The organism is Microvirga sp. GCM10011540 (assembly GCF_042650665.1).
Lineage (GTDB): Bacteria > Pseudomonadota > Alphaproteobacteria > Rhizobiales > Beijerinckiaceae > Microvirga > Microvirga lenta.
Genome location: NZ_JBHSBQ010000022.1, coordinates 1 through 16,275 on the forward strand (window position 1 = coordinate 1; position 16,275 = coordinate 16,275).

General features: G+C 64.4%; 11 protein-coding genes. 5 read left to right on the forward strand and 6 right to left on the reverse strand.

The window, feature by feature from the left end:
* Positions 1-228: 228 nt before the first annotated feature.
* A complete protein-coding gene (locus tag ACFOYU_RS07970) occupies positions 229-7,152 on the reverse strand; it encodes a peroxidase family protein (protein WP_377033138.1) in 6,924 nt (2,307 codons plus the stop codon).
* A gap of 695 nt (positions 7,153-7,847) precedes the next feature.
* Here ACFOYU_RS07970 and ACFOYU_RS07975 point away from each other — a divergent pair.
* The 4 genes from ACFOYU_RS07975 (at position 7,848) to ACFOYU_RS07990 (ending at position 12,558) form a co-directional block, all read left to right on the forward strand.
* Positions 7,848-9,923 carry a PAS domain-containing protein gene (locus ACFOYU_RS07975; RefSeq protein ID WP_377033139.1) on the forward strand — a complete coding sequence of 692 codons (2,076 nt, stop codon included), beginning with the start codon at positions 7,848-7,850 and terminating at the stop codon, positions 9,921-9,923.
* The gene (locus ACFOYU_RS07980; protein WP_377033140.1) at positions 9,923-10,354 is read left to right on the forward strand and encodes a response regulator; all 432 of its coding nucleotides are present in this window, start codon (positions 9,923-9,925) and stop codon (positions 10,352-10,354) included. The genes ACFOYU_RS07975 and ACFOYU_RS07980 overlap by 1 nt, the downstream gene beginning before the upstream one ends.
* Complete coding sequence (locus ACFOYU_RS07985; protein WP_377033141.1) at positions 10,351-11,400, forward strand: sensor histidine kinase; 1,050 nt, start codon at positions 10,351-10,353, stop codon at positions 11,398-11,400. Before ACFOYU_RS07980 ends, ACFOYU_RS07985 begins: the two co-directional genes overlap by 4 nt.
* Before the next feature lie 399 nt (positions 11,401-11,799).
* Positions 11,800-12,558, forward strand: a complete 759-nt coding sequence (locus tag ACFOYU_RS07990) for a PRC-barrel domain-containing protein (protein ID WP_377033142.1) — start codon at positions 11,800-11,802, stop codon at positions 12,556-12,558.
* A gap of 69 nt (positions 12,559-12,627) precedes the next feature.
* Here ACFOYU_RS07990 and ACFOYU_RS07995 read toward each other — a convergent pair whose 3' ends face one another.
* Positions 12,628-13,524 carry a pirin family protein gene (locus ACFOYU_RS07995; RefSeq protein WP_377033143.1) on the reverse strand — a complete coding sequence of 299 codons (897 nt, stop codon included), beginning with the start codon at positions 13,522-13,524 and terminating at the stop codon, positions 12,628-12,630.
* A 190-nt stretch (positions 13,525-13,714) separates the two neighbouring features.
* Here ACFOYU_RS07995 and ACFOYU_RS08000 point away from each other — a divergent pair, with 190 nt between their 5' ends.
* On the forward strand, positions 13,715-14,911 hold the full coding sequence (locus tag ACFOYU_RS08000; protein WP_377033179.1) for a YihY/virulence factor BrkB family protein: 1,197 nt from the start codon (positions 13,715-13,717) through the stop codon (positions 14,909-14,911).
* 75 nt (positions 14,912-14,986) lie between these two features.
* On the opposite strand, the gene ACFOYU_RS08005 is transcribed toward ACFOYU_RS08000, so the two are convergent.
* The 4 genes from ACFOYU_RS08005 to ACFOYU_RS08020 are packed head-to-tail and all read right to left on the reverse strand — an operon-like array spanning position 14,987 to position 16,197.
* Positions 14,987-15,277 carry a DUF5985 family protein gene (locus ACFOYU_RS08005; RefSeq protein ID WP_226741431.1) on the reverse strand — a complete coding sequence of 97 codons (291 nt, stop codon included), beginning with the start codon at positions 15,275-15,277 and terminating at the stop codon, positions 14,987-14,989.
* The gene (locus ACFOYU_RS08010) at positions 15,278-15,544 is read right to left on the reverse strand and encodes a DUF5985 family protein (RefSeq protein WP_226741430.1); all 267 of its coding nucleotides are present in this window, start codon (positions 15,542-15,544) and stop codon (positions 15,278-15,280) included. It lies immediately after the preceding gene.
* 6 nt (positions 15,545-15,550) lie between these two features.
* Entirely contained in the window at positions 15,551-15,916 is a 366-nt protein-coding gene (locus ACFOYU_RS08015; RefSeq protein ID WP_377033144.1) for a hypothetical protein, read from the reverse strand.
* Between the two features lie 38 nt (positions 15,917-15,954).
* Complete coding sequence (locus ACFOYU_RS08020; protein WP_377033145.1) at positions 15,955-16,197, reverse strand: hypothetical protein; 243 nt, start codon at positions 16,195-16,197, stop codon at positions 15,955-15,957.
* Positions 16,198-16,275: the final 78 nt, after the last annotated feature.

The following is a 16,275-nucleotide window of genomic DNA, read 5'->3' on the forward strand; positions in this document are numbered from 1 at the left end:
GATCAACGAAGAACAGGACAGATGAAGAGGAAAGGACAGGAGCGGCTCGGCCCGGGGCCGGCTGACCCGCCGGGAGCGGCGGGGGGCAGGGCTCCCGGCGGGCGCCGATCCGGTCTTGCCGCAAGGGTCAGGCTCACAACCAAACTGACCCACAACAAAACCAGACACGAGAGACAGGAAGCCTCACCTCCTGCCCCCGTCCTGTGACGGGGGCAGGAGCGGCGATCCCTAGAGGATGAGGCTGTCATCCTCGAAGGCGGTGCGTCCCTCGTAGATGCCGAACCGGAGGAAGTGCTCCAGGGGGTTGATCCCCGCAGCCGCCACGTCCGGATTGGCGGTGAGGTAGGCGGTGCTGTCGAAGCCGGCGGAGGGGTCGCGGCCCTCGACGGCACCGAAGCGCAGGTAGTGGTCGAGGGCGTTGATCCCGGCCGCGGCTACGTCCGGATTGCTCTCGAGATAGAACCCGGTGTCGAAGAAGGCGTTGGCATGGCGCCCCTCCTTCCAGCCGTGGTTCTCGAAGTGGAAGGAGGCCTCCACCCCGGCCGCGACCACGTCCGGATTGTTCAGCAGGTAGAAGTCGCTGTCGAACCCGTCGGTGATCTCGCGTCCCACCACATGGCGCGGGTCGAGACCCGGCGCGCTCCGGCCTTCGGCGGCGCCGAAGCGGACATAGTGGTCGAGAGGATCCATGCCGGCCGCCGCCACGTCCGGATTGGCCGCAAGATACGCCGCTCCGTCAAAGCTCGCCGACAGGGCCTTGACCACGACGGGAGCCGCTGGATCGCCCGGCTGCGGACCGGTGGGGGGAGTGGGCTGGCCGCCGCCTCCACCGCCGCCGGCCGGAGGTGGATTGCCGCCGCCGCCACCGGGAGGCGGATTGGCGCCGCCATTGTCTCCGCTTCCCGTGCCAGGGTCTCCATCGTCAGGATCAACGGACGGCATCTCGTCGACCGTGGAGGCCCTGATCGTCGCGGTGCCGGAGCTGGCATAGGTGATCGTGTGAGACTCAGGGCCGTAGGTGAGTGTCGTGACCTCGTCCTCGGGATCATCGTCGGCGACGTACTTATCGGCCGACAGTCCAGGCGCGACCTCGATGACGTCCTGCTCGCGCAGGGTGCCGTGAACCTCGTCATTGCCGCCGTTGGTCCGGAAAACGATCCGGTGCGGAGAGGTCAGTCCCGAAATGTCAACCGTGTCATTGTCCCCTGTGCCTTCGATCGTGATCGTGTTGGTCAGAAGGCTCGTCGGGCCGAAGTCGCCTTCGATATCGAAGACGTCGTCACCTCCTCCTCCGGTGACAACGATCTCCTCGATCGTTTTAAGCTCCGTGACGACCACCCCGTTGCGGGTAATGACGATCTCCGTCTCCGCGTCGAGACCGGTCAATCCTTTCGCGGCCGCGACCGCTGCGGAGTAGATCCCGAAGTTTTCGGCGGTTTCATCACCGAGGACGCGGAGAGTATCCCTGTTGGCGCCGCCGTCGACGAGATCACGCCCGTCACCGGCTCGCCAGAGGAGGGTATCGGCACCAATGCCGCCGCTGACCTGATCGTTGCCGGCGCCGCCGATGAGCACGTCAGGTCCGGCACCGCCGTCGAGGACGTCATCACCGTCGAAACCGAGCACCAGCTGGGAACCGTTTGCTGCGAGCAGATTGTTATCGCCGTTGGAACCGGCGAAAACCGTGTAGGTCAGATCGTTGAAGCGCATCCGCTCGACATTCGTCAGCGTATCGGTCCCACCGGTTCCCACCATGTCCGACACAGTGATCTGACCTTGGTCGCCGAGGCTGAAGCTGTGGTTGAAGACGGGGCCCGAGAACGCGCCTATGTCGCTCCCATTTCCGCCATCAAGCGCGTCATTGCCGGCGCCTCCGGTCAGGATATCGTTGCCGCCGCCACCTTCGAGAGTGTCGTCTCCGACGCCGCCACTCAAGCTGTCGGCAGCACCGAGGCCTGACGCATGGTCATCGCCGGCGGTTCCGAGGAAGGTGTTGGCCGTGTTGTCGCCCACATAGAGGTCGCCGATGATTCCCGTCGGAGTCGAGAACACCTCCTCAGCTGTCCCGAGGAGATCCACGAAGCTGACGGCCACCCGCAGGATCTGGCCCGCATCACCGTCGCGCGGCGTGAAGGATTGATCCGTCGCACCCGCGATGTTCGTCCAGCTCGCACCATTGTCGGACGAGATCTGCCACTGATATGCGAATGTGGCCGGGATCCCGTTCGGATCGCTGATGCCGGAGGTATCCGCCGTGATGGACGAGCCCTCGGTCGGAGTGGTGTCACTCAGGATCGGCCGGCCGCTGGCCGGGACTGGAACAAGCTGTTCCACCGGGATGTCGACCGTGCCGCCCGCGCCGTTCGAGAAGCGAAGCGTCTCGATGTTGAACAGGCGGTCCGTGCCGTCCGAGACCCGGTTTCGGCCGGTCGTCGGGTCGACCTCATTCGTGACGGTGACATGGGTGACGGTGATGCTGCCATCTTCGTTGGCGGCGACCGTGTAGTTGTCCTTCACGTCGCCATAGACCGCGATATCAGCATCCTCCGCCTCGTTCCCGTCCAGGATCTCGCGAACGATGTGGAGCTGACCCGGATTGAAGGTCCGGTCGAACATGGCCTGCTGGAGGGTTTTTCCATCCGGATGCAGTTCATCGCGATAAAGCTCATCCGCATCCAGGGCGAGAAGCCCGGCGGCGCTCGTGTAGAGCTTGCCCGTCATACCGTCGGCGGTCGCGATTTCGTTGCCCTCGTCGTCACGGACGCTGATGCGCACGTTGAGCCATTTGTCACCGTCAATGATGTCGTTGCCGGCAAACCCCTTGACGATGTCGCTCCCACCGCCGCCGAGCAGGATGTCGGAGGCGTCGGCGGAGTCGATCACGACCATGATCGGCTGACCGTTCTCGTCCAGGATCAGGTTGCCGTCCTCGTCTCTCGCTTCGGTGGGCGTGAGGTGAGCGACCAAGTCGTCAAGCCCGTCGATCAACGCGACATTCTTCTGGAGCAGGGCGTTCGAGTAGGACTCGAACGGAGAATCCGCCCCTGGGATCGCCGCGGTGCCGGTCGCTTCGGCTCTGGTGTTGACCGGAACCACGCGGCCCGTGAGAACGTCGTCATGCTTCCAGCCGGACAGGCCCTCCACCAGGTCGAAGCGATCCCTGAGGATGAACGCCTCCTGGTTCGCAAAGATCGGGATGCCGAGATCGGAATTGGCCCCGACCGCATCGCCCTTGTGAACCGCCCAGTCGAAGCCAGCCATGCCGTTGTTGCGCTGAATGCCCTCGGCCTGGAACATGATGTCGTCGCCCGATTCGCCATCGTAGTCCGTGTCGCCGCTGCCGCCGTTGAGCACGTCGTGGCCGATGATGGTCGAATTGAACATCAGTTCCGAATTCTCGCCGGCCAGGGTGTCGACCCGCTGCCCACCCTCGATCCAGTCGCTCCCTTCGTTGCCGAGAAGGAAGTCGCCGCCTTCACCCCCGAGGATGAAGTCGTCGTCCGTTCCGCCGAAAACCTCCTTGCCGTCAGGGCCGGTAACGAGGAAATCCTTGCCCTGGTTGCCGAAGATCAGCGCGAGGCCTGAGCCGCCATGGATGACGTCGTTGCCCTCGTTGCCATGCAGGAAGTCGGTTTCGCCGATATCCGTGCCGGCATTGGTGATGATGTCGTCGCCATCGCCACCGAAGACCTTGTCGACCCCGTAGCCGGCTTCGAGGTTGTCGTCCCCGGCCTTGCCCCAGATGGCATCGTCGCCGCCGCCTGAAACGATGGTGTCGTTCCCGTCGGTCCCGCCGACGGTGAAATGCTCATTGCTGTTGATGCGGACATAGCTTGCCACCGTCGTGGTGTCGTTCTCCGGGATCAGGGCTCCGTTGCTGTCGCGCCGTTCCACCATCCGCGAAACCGCCTGGAGGGTCGGATCGTCGTGCTTCGGATCGGCGCCAATCTGCTTGCTCGGATCCATCTCGATGGTCGGCATCTCGAAGGCCGAGAACAGGTTTCCGGGCAGCACGGTCGATTCCGGATCGCCAAGGTCGGTGTTGCGCATGGCGAGCTCGGCGAACGAGTTGTTCTCCAGCTCGTTCAGAAGGTTGAGACCCTGCGTGCGCGAGAGATAGTAGAACCGGTCGGCGTCCTGCAGGTTCTCCATCGTCATTTCGAAGACGAAGCTGAAGGTGGAGCCGAGCATGCCGCCGAAGGCCATCTTCTTTTCGGCCAAGCCGCCGATCCAGAAGTCGACGGTGTTGAGGCCCGTTTCCTTGCTCGCCCAGGAGCCTGTGCTGTTGAGGAAGTCGAGCCGGTCGCCGGGCTCGCCGTCGCCGCCCAGGACGAGCAGGGTGGCAGCCTCACGCTTCTCCTCCGTGGTTGTCGCGTCCTCGATGAGCTCATGCTTGCCGTAGGCGGCGATGAAATTGATGATCGACGCGGGGTTCTTGAGGTTGAGGGCATAGTCGGCCCAGCTGGTGTAGGGCTTCAGCTGCGTATCGGCGGTTGCGGCATAGAATTTTTCGCGGGCCGCATTGAGCGGCGGCGTGCCGACGTCCCGGCCACGGGCCAGGTTGATCGTCGCGAGGTCGAGGGGCAGGCCGAGCAGGTTGTTGCGCAGCGCACCGGTCACGAACTCATCGATTTCGTTGCCGACCTGGCGGCTCATGCCGCGGATGATGGCGCCGGCTGCCGCATCGGCGTCGCCTGCGGAGGCGAATTCGACCGGGTTCAGAAAGCCTTGGATGAGGCCGATGTCGTCCTGTACCGGCTTGCCGTCGGGACCGATTTCGATCCGTGTGATGCCCTCCCTGAGCATGGAGTGACCGAAGCGGTACACCACATGGGCGAATTCAGCCGCGATGTCCGGGTTGATGTCGCTGGAAGGCTCAAACACGAAAGCATCGATGTCCGGCTGCATCATGCGGCCGAATTCCTCGAACACGAGATGCTGATATTCCATCTCCGTCGTAAAGCGTCCCGCCTGGAACAGGCGCTCGCCGTCCCAGACGAGGGCGTTCTTCGCGGCCTCCGTGGCCGGAATTGCCTCGACCTTGACCAGAAGCCACTCGTTCAGGAAATCGAGATCGTTCGACTCAAGCGCGATCTGCTTCGTCTGCTCGACGATGCGGTTGTGCTCGGAGTGGAACACGTGATGTACGGCGGTCAGCGCGATGTTCTCGTTCGCCCGGCCGTCGCCGGCGATATAGTGGGCGTCGAGGAGCTCGTTGTCGTATGCGATCTTGCGGCCGCGGTAATCCGTGGTGATGTTGTTTCCGACAACTTCGTCGGAGTCGGCCTGCACCGGCGTGTCACCGTCGCCGCGTGTCATCGGGTCATTGTCGAGATCGAAGACGGTCCCCGGATCCGCATTATGCGCGATGTCGTCGAGGAAGGCATGGCCGGTTCGCACGGTCGTGGAGGGAATGGTGACCCCGCGCCCGCCATTGGCCAGAGGATCGCCTTGGAGCAGGACGTCGTCCGCGGTGCCGAGCTGGTTATCGGCACCAAGGCCGATGACGAGTTGCGGGTAGCCGTTCGCGCCAGGGATGAAATTGCCGTAGGGATCGGAAGCAAGCAGCGGGATGTTGCCGACATCGGCATCGGTCAGGTTGATGCCGAGCATCGTCCTTGCCTGTTCCTTGATGTCCGCCCAGGTGGCCAAACCTCCCTTTGTCCCGTTGGGGCCACCAGTGCTGCCCTCGAGAAGATGCCCGGTAGCGATAGGCCTGCCGGAGATGTCGTTCCCCTGGGCGTCAACCGAACCATCGGGCGCCTTCACATACTCGCGCATGAAGATCTGCTTGGATGCGGTGGACCCATAGGTCTGGTTCTGATCCACCCAGGGCGTTGTCAGGTTTTTTGGGGCTGCCAGGTCATCGTCCGTGCCGAGACGCCCGTCCGGGCCGGCATCCACGGTGACACGGGTCAGCGCCATGAAGTTGGTTGCGGAGTTCGCGTCATAGAGCGGGTCACCAGGCTGCAGGGGGACATAGACGGTGCCGCTCCCGCCCTTGGCGACAAGGTCGAGGCCGTGGTCGAAGAACTGACCGAAGATGGTCATCCAGCCGTTGAACGGCGACGAAAGTCCCTCGTCCGGCGAAACGTTGGGAAGCACAATGGTCTCGCCGTCCATTTCGATGCCGTAGCGTTCCAGCACGACTTCGAGAGCAGCGCGCGCGGCCGCAACAGTCGCCGGTTGGTCGGTGGCCGCCTCGAGGGCTTGTGTATATTCCTCAAGGGCGAGAGCGGCCTCAGCCGCGGCCGCCGATGCCGCCTCAGAAGCCGCTTGGGCCGCTTCGCTTGAGGCCAAAGCCGTCTCCTGCAGGGATGCAGCTTCCGCTTCGGCTGCGCTCGCGGCTAAGTCGGCCTCATCGAAGGCAGCCGTTGCTGCAGTGATCGCCTCGGCTTGCTCATCGTCGGGGATGTCATCTTCGAGAAGCGCGTTCCAGGCGTCACGCTTCTCGTTTGCCGCCGTCCTGGCGGTCTCGGCCTCGGCAACCGCAGCCTCGTACGCAGCGTCATCCTCTGCTGCTTTAGCCGCGGCGATTTCGGAGGCGGCCTTCGCCGCCGCCGCAGCATCCTCTGCAGCCGCCAGCGCATCGGCGAGATCCTCAAGCAAAGCGGCATCGCCGCCTGCGCCCGCGGCACCCAGCGCGGTGAACGCGGCCCTGACCTCAGACAATGCGGTGGCCAGTTGGGCGCCGGTGAGGCCGGCATGCTGAAGAGCCGCCATGATGGCGGCCGGATTGCTGAGCGTCTGGTCGACGATCAGATTCGAGATGATGCGAGGATCCGCGTCGGCCACGTTGCCATTGGTGCGGCCGGAGTTAGCATAGTCATTGTTGGTGATCGGAGGCCCGCCCGGAGCGAATGTGTCCCCATCCGCTTCGTTCAGATAATTCGGCTCGAAGATGCCCGGGAACGGCTGATCGGCCGCACCCCACTTCTCGCGGCCGGGAATGAGGTTGTTGTAGCTGCCGTCGACGGTCCGCAAGCCATAGGGAAGCAGGTGGGCCTGGGCCGGAGCGCCGCCGGGGGCCGTCGGGTCATAGCCGCCTGCCCTTGCCACGAGGGTTGCCAGGTCGCCACCGGCCGCGTGGGCCTCGGCGATCTTGATCTGCTTGAGAATGAATTCGAGATCGTGCTTGACGAGCTGCACCATGATTGTCTCCTGCCCTTGTTTCGCCATCCCAATGCCGGCGGATCGTCACATCTTGGGCAAACGGCGAGGCGGCAGCTATCAGGCAGAGGTCCGCACGAAGCTTGACTGAAGCCCGACGGCGGGTGGTCGAAAGTCCCATGACAGGCCGGACTTTGGTCCCGTGGACGGAAGACGTGGGTTCTCCTGCGTGTTGGCTCGAGTCTCTTCTGCGACCGGCCGAACCCGGTTTGCGCCAGGTGCGGCTGAGCGCGCATCGTTGATGCACGCCGCTCGATTGCGGACAAGCCTGATCCTCTGTTCCTGCGATTTCGCCTGGTTGCGAGCGCGCCAAGCTCGCGGGAGCCGCTCCCGATTCCCTCGAGCCATGATGCGGTCTGACCGCAACCGACCACGCAAACCCCGTCGCTTCATCAACTTGCGCGCCGGGACGCGTGTCGGCGCGCAAGTTGATGACGAGCGCCGGGCTTCCGGCAACGAGTGCGATGGAAGCCTGACCCACGATTTCCGAGCGGCCGGACGTGGACCACATGGTCCCCGCGTGTCATTGCCCACACGCCCTTGCAAACGAGGTCGTGACGGATGCATGGGCTTTCCGGATCCGCTGACCTATGTTCAGTTCAAACCGAAAGACCCGATCTTGAGCGGCCGCCCTCAGACCAGCTCGCCGCCAGCAGGATCATCCGCCAAGGTGTAACATGTTGCCTCCAGTACACTCGCCACAGGGACAGCCGGGGCCCAAGGATCCACCCATCGATTACCAGGCCCTGTTCGACACGTCGCCGAACCCTTACGTGCTGCTGGCGCCGGATTTCACGATCCTCGGTATGAACGAGGCTTACCTCCGGGTGACGATGCGCACGCGGGAGGGCCTTACCGGGCGCAACATGTTCGAGGCCTTCCCGGGCGAGGGCGCCAGCGTCGAGCAGCTGCGGGCATCCCTCGAGCGGGCGCTCAGGACCCGCAGGCCCGATCACCTGGCCCTGATCCATTACGATATCCCCCGCCCGGACGGGCATGGCTTCGAGGAACGGTTCTGGAGCGCCACCCACACGCCTCTGCTCGACGGGGCGGGCGAGGTCTCCTGCATTCTTCAGCACACGGTCGACGTCACCGAGTTGCATCGCCTGCGCATGGTAGCAAAGTCGTTCCGTGAGCCGGCCGGGCCGGCAACCCAGCTCGAGGGCGATGTGCTCCGCCGGGCCCAGGCAGTCCAGGAGGCCAATCTCTCCCTTGACGCGGAGCGCCGCCATCTCCGGCGCCTGTTCGAGCAGGCCCCCGGCTTCATGGCGGTCCTCGCAGGGCCCGAGCACCGCTTCGAGCTGGCCAATGCGGCATATCTCCAGCTCGTTGGCCACCGGGACGTGGTCGGCCAGACCGTCCGCGAGGCGCTGCCCGAAGTGTCGGGACAAGGCTTTTTTGAGCTCCTCGACAACGTCTTCACCACCGGACAGCCGTTCGTCGGGCGAAGCCTGCGGGTTCTGCTCCAGCACGAGCCGGCCGGCACGCCCGAGGAGCGCTTCGTCGATCTGGTCTACCAGCCCATTGTCGGAGCCGAGGGGGGCGTGTCGGGCATCTTCGTCCAGGGCCATGACATCACCGAGCGGATCCTAGCCGAGCAGGCCCTTCAGGAGAGCGAGCGCAAGTTCCGCATCCTTGCGGATGCCATGCCGCAGATGGTGTGGTCGACCCGCGCCGACGGTTTCCACGACTACTACAATGCCCGCTGGTACGAGTTCACCGGCATGCCCGAAGGCTCGACCGACGGGGAGGAGTGGAACAGCATGTTCCACCCCGAGGACCAGGAACGGGCACGAAAGCTCTGGCAGCATTCCCTCGCGACCGGGGAGCCCTACCAGATCGAATACAGGTTGCGACACCGCAGCGGGCAATACCGCTGGACGCTTGGCCGGGCGCTGCCAGTCCGCAACCAGGCCGGGGAAATTGAGCGCTGGTTCGGAACCTGCACGGACATCTCCGAGATCAAGGAAGTGGAGGCCGACCTGCAGGCTGCCAACGATGAGATCCAGCGTTTTGCCTATATCGTGAGCCACGATCTGCGGGCGCCCCTGGTCAACATCATGGGATTCACCAGCGAGCTCGAAGCCACGCGCAAGGCGATCGAGCATTACCATGCAACCGTCCAGGACCGGGCGCCGGAACTCGCCACCCAGGAGGCGCGCGTCGCCATCGAGGAGGACCTGCCCGAGGCGATCTCCTTCATCCGCACCTCGACCGCCAAGATGGATCGCCTCATCGGTGCTATCCTCAGGCTCTCCCGCGAGGGGCGCCGGGTGCTCACGCCGGAGCCGGTCGCCATGCGCGACCTCCTGGCGGTCTGCCAGCAGAGCCTGAGGCACCAGTTCGAGGAAACCGGTGCCGAATTCATCATCGAGAGTGCGCCGGACCTCACGAGCGACCGCCTCGCCCTGGAGCAGATTTTCGGCAATCTCATCGACAACGCGGCAAAATATCTCGATCCCGCCCGGCCGGGCCGCATCGTGATCAGGGGGTATGAGACGGGCGCATATCTCCGCTACGAGGTCGAGGACAACGGCCGGGGCATCGACCGGAAGGATTTCGACCGCATCTTCGACCTTTTCCGGCGGGCGGGATCTCAGGACAGGCCCGGAGAGGGCATCGGCCTGGCGCATGTACGATCACTTGTGCGACGCCTCGGCGGGGCTATAAGCGTGTCGTCGCAACCAGGTCAGGGCTCGACTTTCACGGTGCTTCTGCCCAAAACGCTTCATATCGCATCAGAGGCCGCTTAATGCCCCAGCACCAGTCAGTCACCATCGTCATGGTCGAGGACGATGAGGGCCATGCCCGCCTGATTGAAAAGAACATCCGGCGGGCCGGCGTCTGCAACGAGATCCGGCACTACACGAGCGGCACGGCTGCGCTCCAGCACCTGCTCAATCCCGCCATCCGCAATGGCGGTCCGCTCCTCGTGCTGCTCGACCTCAACCTGCCGGACATGAGCGGCGTCGACATCCTCGCGCAGATCAAGCGGGACGAGAAGCTGCGTCTGGCGCCGGTCGTCGTCCTGACGACCACCGATGACCAGCGCGAGATCCAGCGCTGCTACGATCTCGGCGCCAACGTCTACATCACCAAGCCCGTCGAGTACGAAACCTTCTCGCAGGCCATCCGGCAACTCGGGCTCTTCCTGTCGGTCATCCAGATACCCGAGGCATCGTGAGCGGCTCCCCCCACCCGGATCTGCGGCGCATTCTCTACATCGACGACGATGCAGGGCTGGGCCGCCTCGTGGAGCGGACCTTCGCGCGTCACGGGGTCTCCGTCACCCATGTCCAATCCGGCAACGAGGGCCTGATGCGGCTTTCTTCCGGTTCCTTCGATGCGATCGCGCTCGACCATTTCATGCCGGGCCGGGAGGGGCTGGAAATCCTCGCCGAGATCCAGACGCTGCCGGATCCGCCTCCCGTCGTCTACGTGACCGGTTCGGATGAAGGCCGCATTGCGGTCGCCGCCCTGAAGGCCGGGGCGGCGGACTACGTGATCAAGGACGTGAGCGGTGCCTTCGTCGAACTCCTGCACACGGCGGTGGAGCAGGCGATCGAGGCCAAACGCCTGCGGCGCGAGAAGGAGGAGGCCGACCGGCGGATGCAGGAGGCACGGGAGCGGGCCGAGATGCTTCTGCGCGAGGTCAATCACCGCGTCGCGAACAGCCTTCAACTCGTGGCCTCCTTCGTGGCCATGCAGCAGCGCGCCATCAAGTCCGATCGCGCCGCCTGGGATGCGCTCACGGAAACGCAGGGGCGGATCACGGCCATCGCTCAGATCCATCGCCGCCTCTACACCTCCGAGGATGTCCGTTTCGTGGAGATGGACACCTACCTGCGGGGCCTCGTGGAAGAGCTCGAGGGGGTCATGCGGGCCGCCGGGCGGGAGCATGTGATCCAGCTGCGCGCCGAACCGCTTCGCGTGCCGACCGACAAGGCCGTGTCTCTCGGCGTGATCGTAACCGAACTCGTCACCAACGCATTCAAGTATGCCTATCCCGAAGGCCGTTCGGGCGATATCCGGATCACCCTGACTTCCCTCGGGGACCGTGCCTCCCTCGTCGTCGAGGACGACGGCATCGGGTGGCGGGGCGACGGGATCGTGCAGGGCACGGGCCTCGGCACCAAGATCATCCAGGCCATGGTGTCGAACCTCAATTCCTCCATCGCGTTCGATCCGACCCACGCAGGCACGCGCGCCGCGCTTCTGTTTTCGAACTGACGGGCAGCGCCTGCGGCATCGGACAGGAACTGCCGACGATCATCTTCTTATATGTTATATAGTGGCGGATAATCGACCTGCTGCAGGCTGGATGTGCGATCAATATACCGGCAGAATTCATCCAGGGGCACTTATGAACGGTGCTGCTGCTGATGTATATTAAGGAATATATCGTGCTTTCTTCTGATATATTTGTGAAATCGCGACCTCCTGTCACTGACAATGTGCAGCTGAGTCTCTGATCTTTTCGTTCCATTTCGGTTTATATCTCGGCAAGCCAAGAGAAGACGCCTGCTTTTCCGGGTTGTAAGTCCGTTTTTTGGAAACCAACTCCCGAGAAGTCCGTTCTCAAGAGGTGCGCGCTTCCAAGCGCCCTGGTCTCAATCAACGGAGGAAAACATGCTTGATCGTGTCGCCATCGGACTTCTTGCGGGCACGCTTCTATCGGCTCCGGCGCTGGCGCAGACCGGCACCACGGCTCCGTCCGGCACCACCACCACGGTTCCAGTCATCCAGCAGAACCAGCAGGGCACGCAGATGAACCAGCAGGGTTCGGCGGCCACCATGCAGGGCGGCAACATCCAGTACATCACGGAAAACCGTCCCGACCTGTGGCGCGCCTCGCGTCTGGAGGGGGTGAACGTATACAACCAGAACAACGAGCGCATCGGCGACATCAGCGAGGTTCTGGTCAACAAGCAGGGTCAGGTCGAGGCCGTGGTGATCGGCGTCGGCGGCTTCCTGGGCATCGGCGAGCGCAGTGTGGCGGTGCCGTTCAACGCGCTGCAGTGGCAGCAGGAGGAGGCCCGCACCGCGGCCACCGGCACCGGCGCGGCCGGAACAATCGGCCGTGACGGCACCGGCATGGGCGCCGGCGGCATCACCGGCACCAACACCGCCATGACCGGCAATGCCCCGGCCAACAACAACCGTGCCGCCACGGGGGCGATGGGCACCACCGCCACCGGTACGACGGGCACCACGACGGCGATGACCGACAATGCCTCGCCCGCCACCACCGGCAGCACGGCGGGTGACGGCTACGGCGTTCGTGCCACGGCGGGCGACGAGGGACGCGACTATCCCGAGCGCGCCATCCTGCCGAACGCCACCAAGGACATGCTCGAGCGGGCGCCGGAATTCCGCTACTCCCGCTAAGCCTCCGGCCTCACGCACGGAAGGAGCCCGAAAGGGCTCCTTCTTCTTTGCTCCGGAGCCCTGCCGGGTTCAGGACATGGGTTCCGGCGAAGGCTTGGGTCCCTCCGGAAGCGGGATGAATTCCCGGTCGTCGTCGAGGGGCAGGCGAATCCGGCCTGCCTGCCAATCCGCTTTGGCCTGCTCGATCCGGCCCTTGCGGGAGGATACGAAGTTCCACCAGATATGGCGCGGCCCTAGGGGCTCGCCTCCCAGGAGCATCACGGTCGTGGGCTCGAGCGCTCTCAGGATGGGATCGGTCCCGCCTGCGAAGACCAGCATCTGCCCTGCCTCGTATGGGTGGCCGTCGGCCTCGATCCGTCCCCGGACCACATAAGCGGCCCGTTCGGGATAGCCGGTCGGAACGCCGATCCGGGCGCCGGCATCCAGCTCGACATGCAGATAGAAGAGAGGAGAGTGGGTCGTGACCGAATTGGCCAGGCCGAACGCCTCGCCGGCGATAAGGCGGGCGGAAACGCCGGTCTCGCCGAAGACCGGCAGTTCCTCCGCGCCATGATGGATGAAGCTCGGATCCGTCTCCTCGAAGGTCTCGGGGAGGGCGACCCAGGCCTGAATGCCATGCATGCGCCCGCCGGTCTCGCGGATGGGTCCGTCGAACCGCTCCGAATGGCTGATCCCGCTTCCGGCCGTCATCCAGTTCACGGCGCCCGGGCGAATGGCCTGACGGGCGCCGGTGCTGTCCCGGTGCATGATCTCGCCGTCGAAGAGGTAGGTCACGGTCGACAGTCCGATATGCGGGTGAGGGCGCACATCGGTGCTGCGCGGCACATGGGGCGGCAGGTCGACGGGTCCCATATGGTCGAAGAAGATGAACGGGCCGACCATGCGGCGCTGCATGAAGGGCAGCACCCGCCCGACCTCGAAGCCGCCGAGATCCCGCCTCCGGGCCGAAATCACCATGTCCAGCATCTGATCCTCCTGCGCATTCCGCGGCAGCGACGGTGCCCCCATCGCCCTCTGGAAATGTCCGCTTCGAGCGAGGCGCAGGCGTGGCCAGGGGAGAGCATGCGCGGCGGGGCGGGAACCGTCAATTCCTCCCGGGAGTTAGCGGAAAAGCCAAGCAATGACCGCTTGGGAGAGGAGCATCGCTGACTACGCCATGGCAAACAGTCCCGCCCAAGGTCGTCCCGCCTATCCGTCCGCCGCAACCACCATGTGGGCCATGGTCGCCGGATGGGCCCTTCTCAAGCTCGTCGCCGGCGGCACGCGGCCGGTTCATGATGCTCCAGCAAGCCGGCGCGATGGTCAGACGGCACGCAGCGGAGCGGCACGGCAGGGCGACCGGCAGGGCAACACCTTCCCGAAGAAGAACGCCGCGGCGGGAAAGCCCTCGCGGCCGGACCAGGGCGGACAGGAGCGCGGACGGCATGCGGACACGCCCACGGAGATTCCGACGCCGGGCTGGAAGGACATCCTCTGGCGGGTCTACGAGGAATTCGGCGAAGACAGGATCATGGCCGTCGCCGCCGGTGTGACGTTCTATGCCCTGCTGGCACTGTTCCCGGCCATTGCGGCTCTGGTCTCGATCTATGGCCTGTTTGCCGATCCGGCGACGATCGAGGGCCATCTCAGCGCGGTGTCCGGGGTTCTTCCGGGTGGCGCCATGGAAATCATCAGCGAGCAGGTGAGGCGCATCGCATCGCAGGGCGGCGGCGCCCTCGGATTCGGATTCATCTTCGGTCTCCTGGTCTCCCTCTGGAGCGCGAATGCAGGCGTGAAAGCCGTCATCGATGCGCTGAACATCGTGTACGAGGAGGACGAGAAGAGAAGTTTCATCATGCTGAACCTCCAGTCGCTGGCTTTCACGATCGGAGGGCTTCTGTTCATCATCCTGGCAGTGGGCGGCATCGTCGTTCTCCCCGTCGTCCTCGGCTTCCTCGGCCTGGGAGGCACGGCGGAGACGCTGCTTTCGCTGGCGCGCTGGCCGGTCCTGCTCCTCATCGTGATCACGGGGCTTGCGGTGATCTACCGCTACGGTCCCAGCCGCGATAAGCCGGAGTGGCGCTGGGTGTCGCCGGGAAGCCTGGTGGCCGCCGTCCTCTGGCTCGCCGGCTCGGTGCTCTTCTCCTGGTATGTGTCCAATTTCGGCAGCTACAACGAGACCTACGGCTCGCTGGGCGCCGTGATCGGCTTCATGACCTGGATCTGGCTCTCGACCATCGTCGTGCTCCTGGGCGCCGAACTGAATGCCGAGGTCGAGCACCAGACGGCCAAGGACAGTACCGAGGGCGCACACGAGCCCATGGGCGCACGCGGCGCGCAGATGGCGGATACCCTGGGCGAAGCCAAGGCCTGAGCTCTCGCGGCACGAAAAAGGCGCAGGTCCCTTGGGATCTGCGCCTTTTGCATGAGGAGATCGTCCGGTCGCCTCTCACTCACGGCGTTGGGAGAGGGCGACTGCACCTCTGTTCTTCCACACCACAGCCGCGATGATCAGCACGAACGCCGCGACGCGCAGAAGATAGATCCAACTCCGCTCTTCCCGCGGCACGTCGATGAGCGCGGCGAGGGCCTGGTTGGCGGCAAGAAGGGCGAAAGCGGCCGCGAAGGCGGCAAACAGCATGTCGCGGGTGCGGGTCCAGAAGCGCAGGAAGAGAAGGCCCGCCACGAGGAAGCCCATCGTGATCATGCCCGAGATGAATTGCGACGCGGCGTTGCTCACTTATTCAGTCTCCCAGATAAAGCCGAACAGCAGGACGCTCACGGCGGCAAGGGACGCCAGGTGCCGGAAAGGAACGAAATCGACGCTCGGCAGGACCAGCAGGTCGATGACGACGAAGAGATTGTTGAATGCCAGAAGGACGAAGCACAGGGCGCTCCACAGGAGAAGCTTCGCCCGCGTTTCCCGGTAGCTGCGCACGAGGAGCGACGCGCAGCCGGCGCTCGCCAGGAGGCAGAGAGTATAGATGGTCGCCTGAAAACTCAGCATGCGGTTTTAGTCCTTCTTCAGACGGAACGCATCGGCGAAGGTCGTCAGCCTGTCCGTGGGTGACGAGAAAAGGGCCTTCGTCACGGCCGAGGGGCGCTCGCGATAGACCCGTTCGAGTTGCTGAACGAGACGGTCCAGATTCGGCGAGGCCGGCGCGTAACGATAGGTTTCGCCGGATTCCGCGATGATCAGCCCAGCCTGTTGCAGGCCGTCGACGCCCTGGCTCACCACGAGATCGCTGGCGCGCAACTCCCGCACTAGGTCCCCGGCGGGCCAGCTGCGGCCCTGGTGACGGGCGAGCAGGAGCAGAAGCTCGATATTCCAGACGGAACGGAGGGAGTGCCGGAGGAATTCGCGCAGTTCATCATCCATCAAACCAGTATCCGCTTTCTTCTCATGCTGATGAGGCCTTAGCGGCTAACGGTTTCGGAGGAGTAAGCATCTCGCCCGAAAGTCCAGAGCGGTACGAGATTGCCGTCCCGGCCCTGAGCCATGACCTCGGCAGCATTGCCGCTTTCCCCGGACTGGAGAGCGGCTTCGATCGCAGCCTTGATCGCATCCCTCCTCTTGGCGAAGGTGCGAAGGGTGCTTGCGTTCAGCTGAATAGCCCAATAGGCGCCGGCGCGCACGATCTGATATCGGTCGAGTTGCATGCGCGCGCATATAGTGCCCAACTTTTTGCGGTCCAGGGGCGAAAATGCGTCCGCAGCAGCGCCGTCACGATTTCGCTC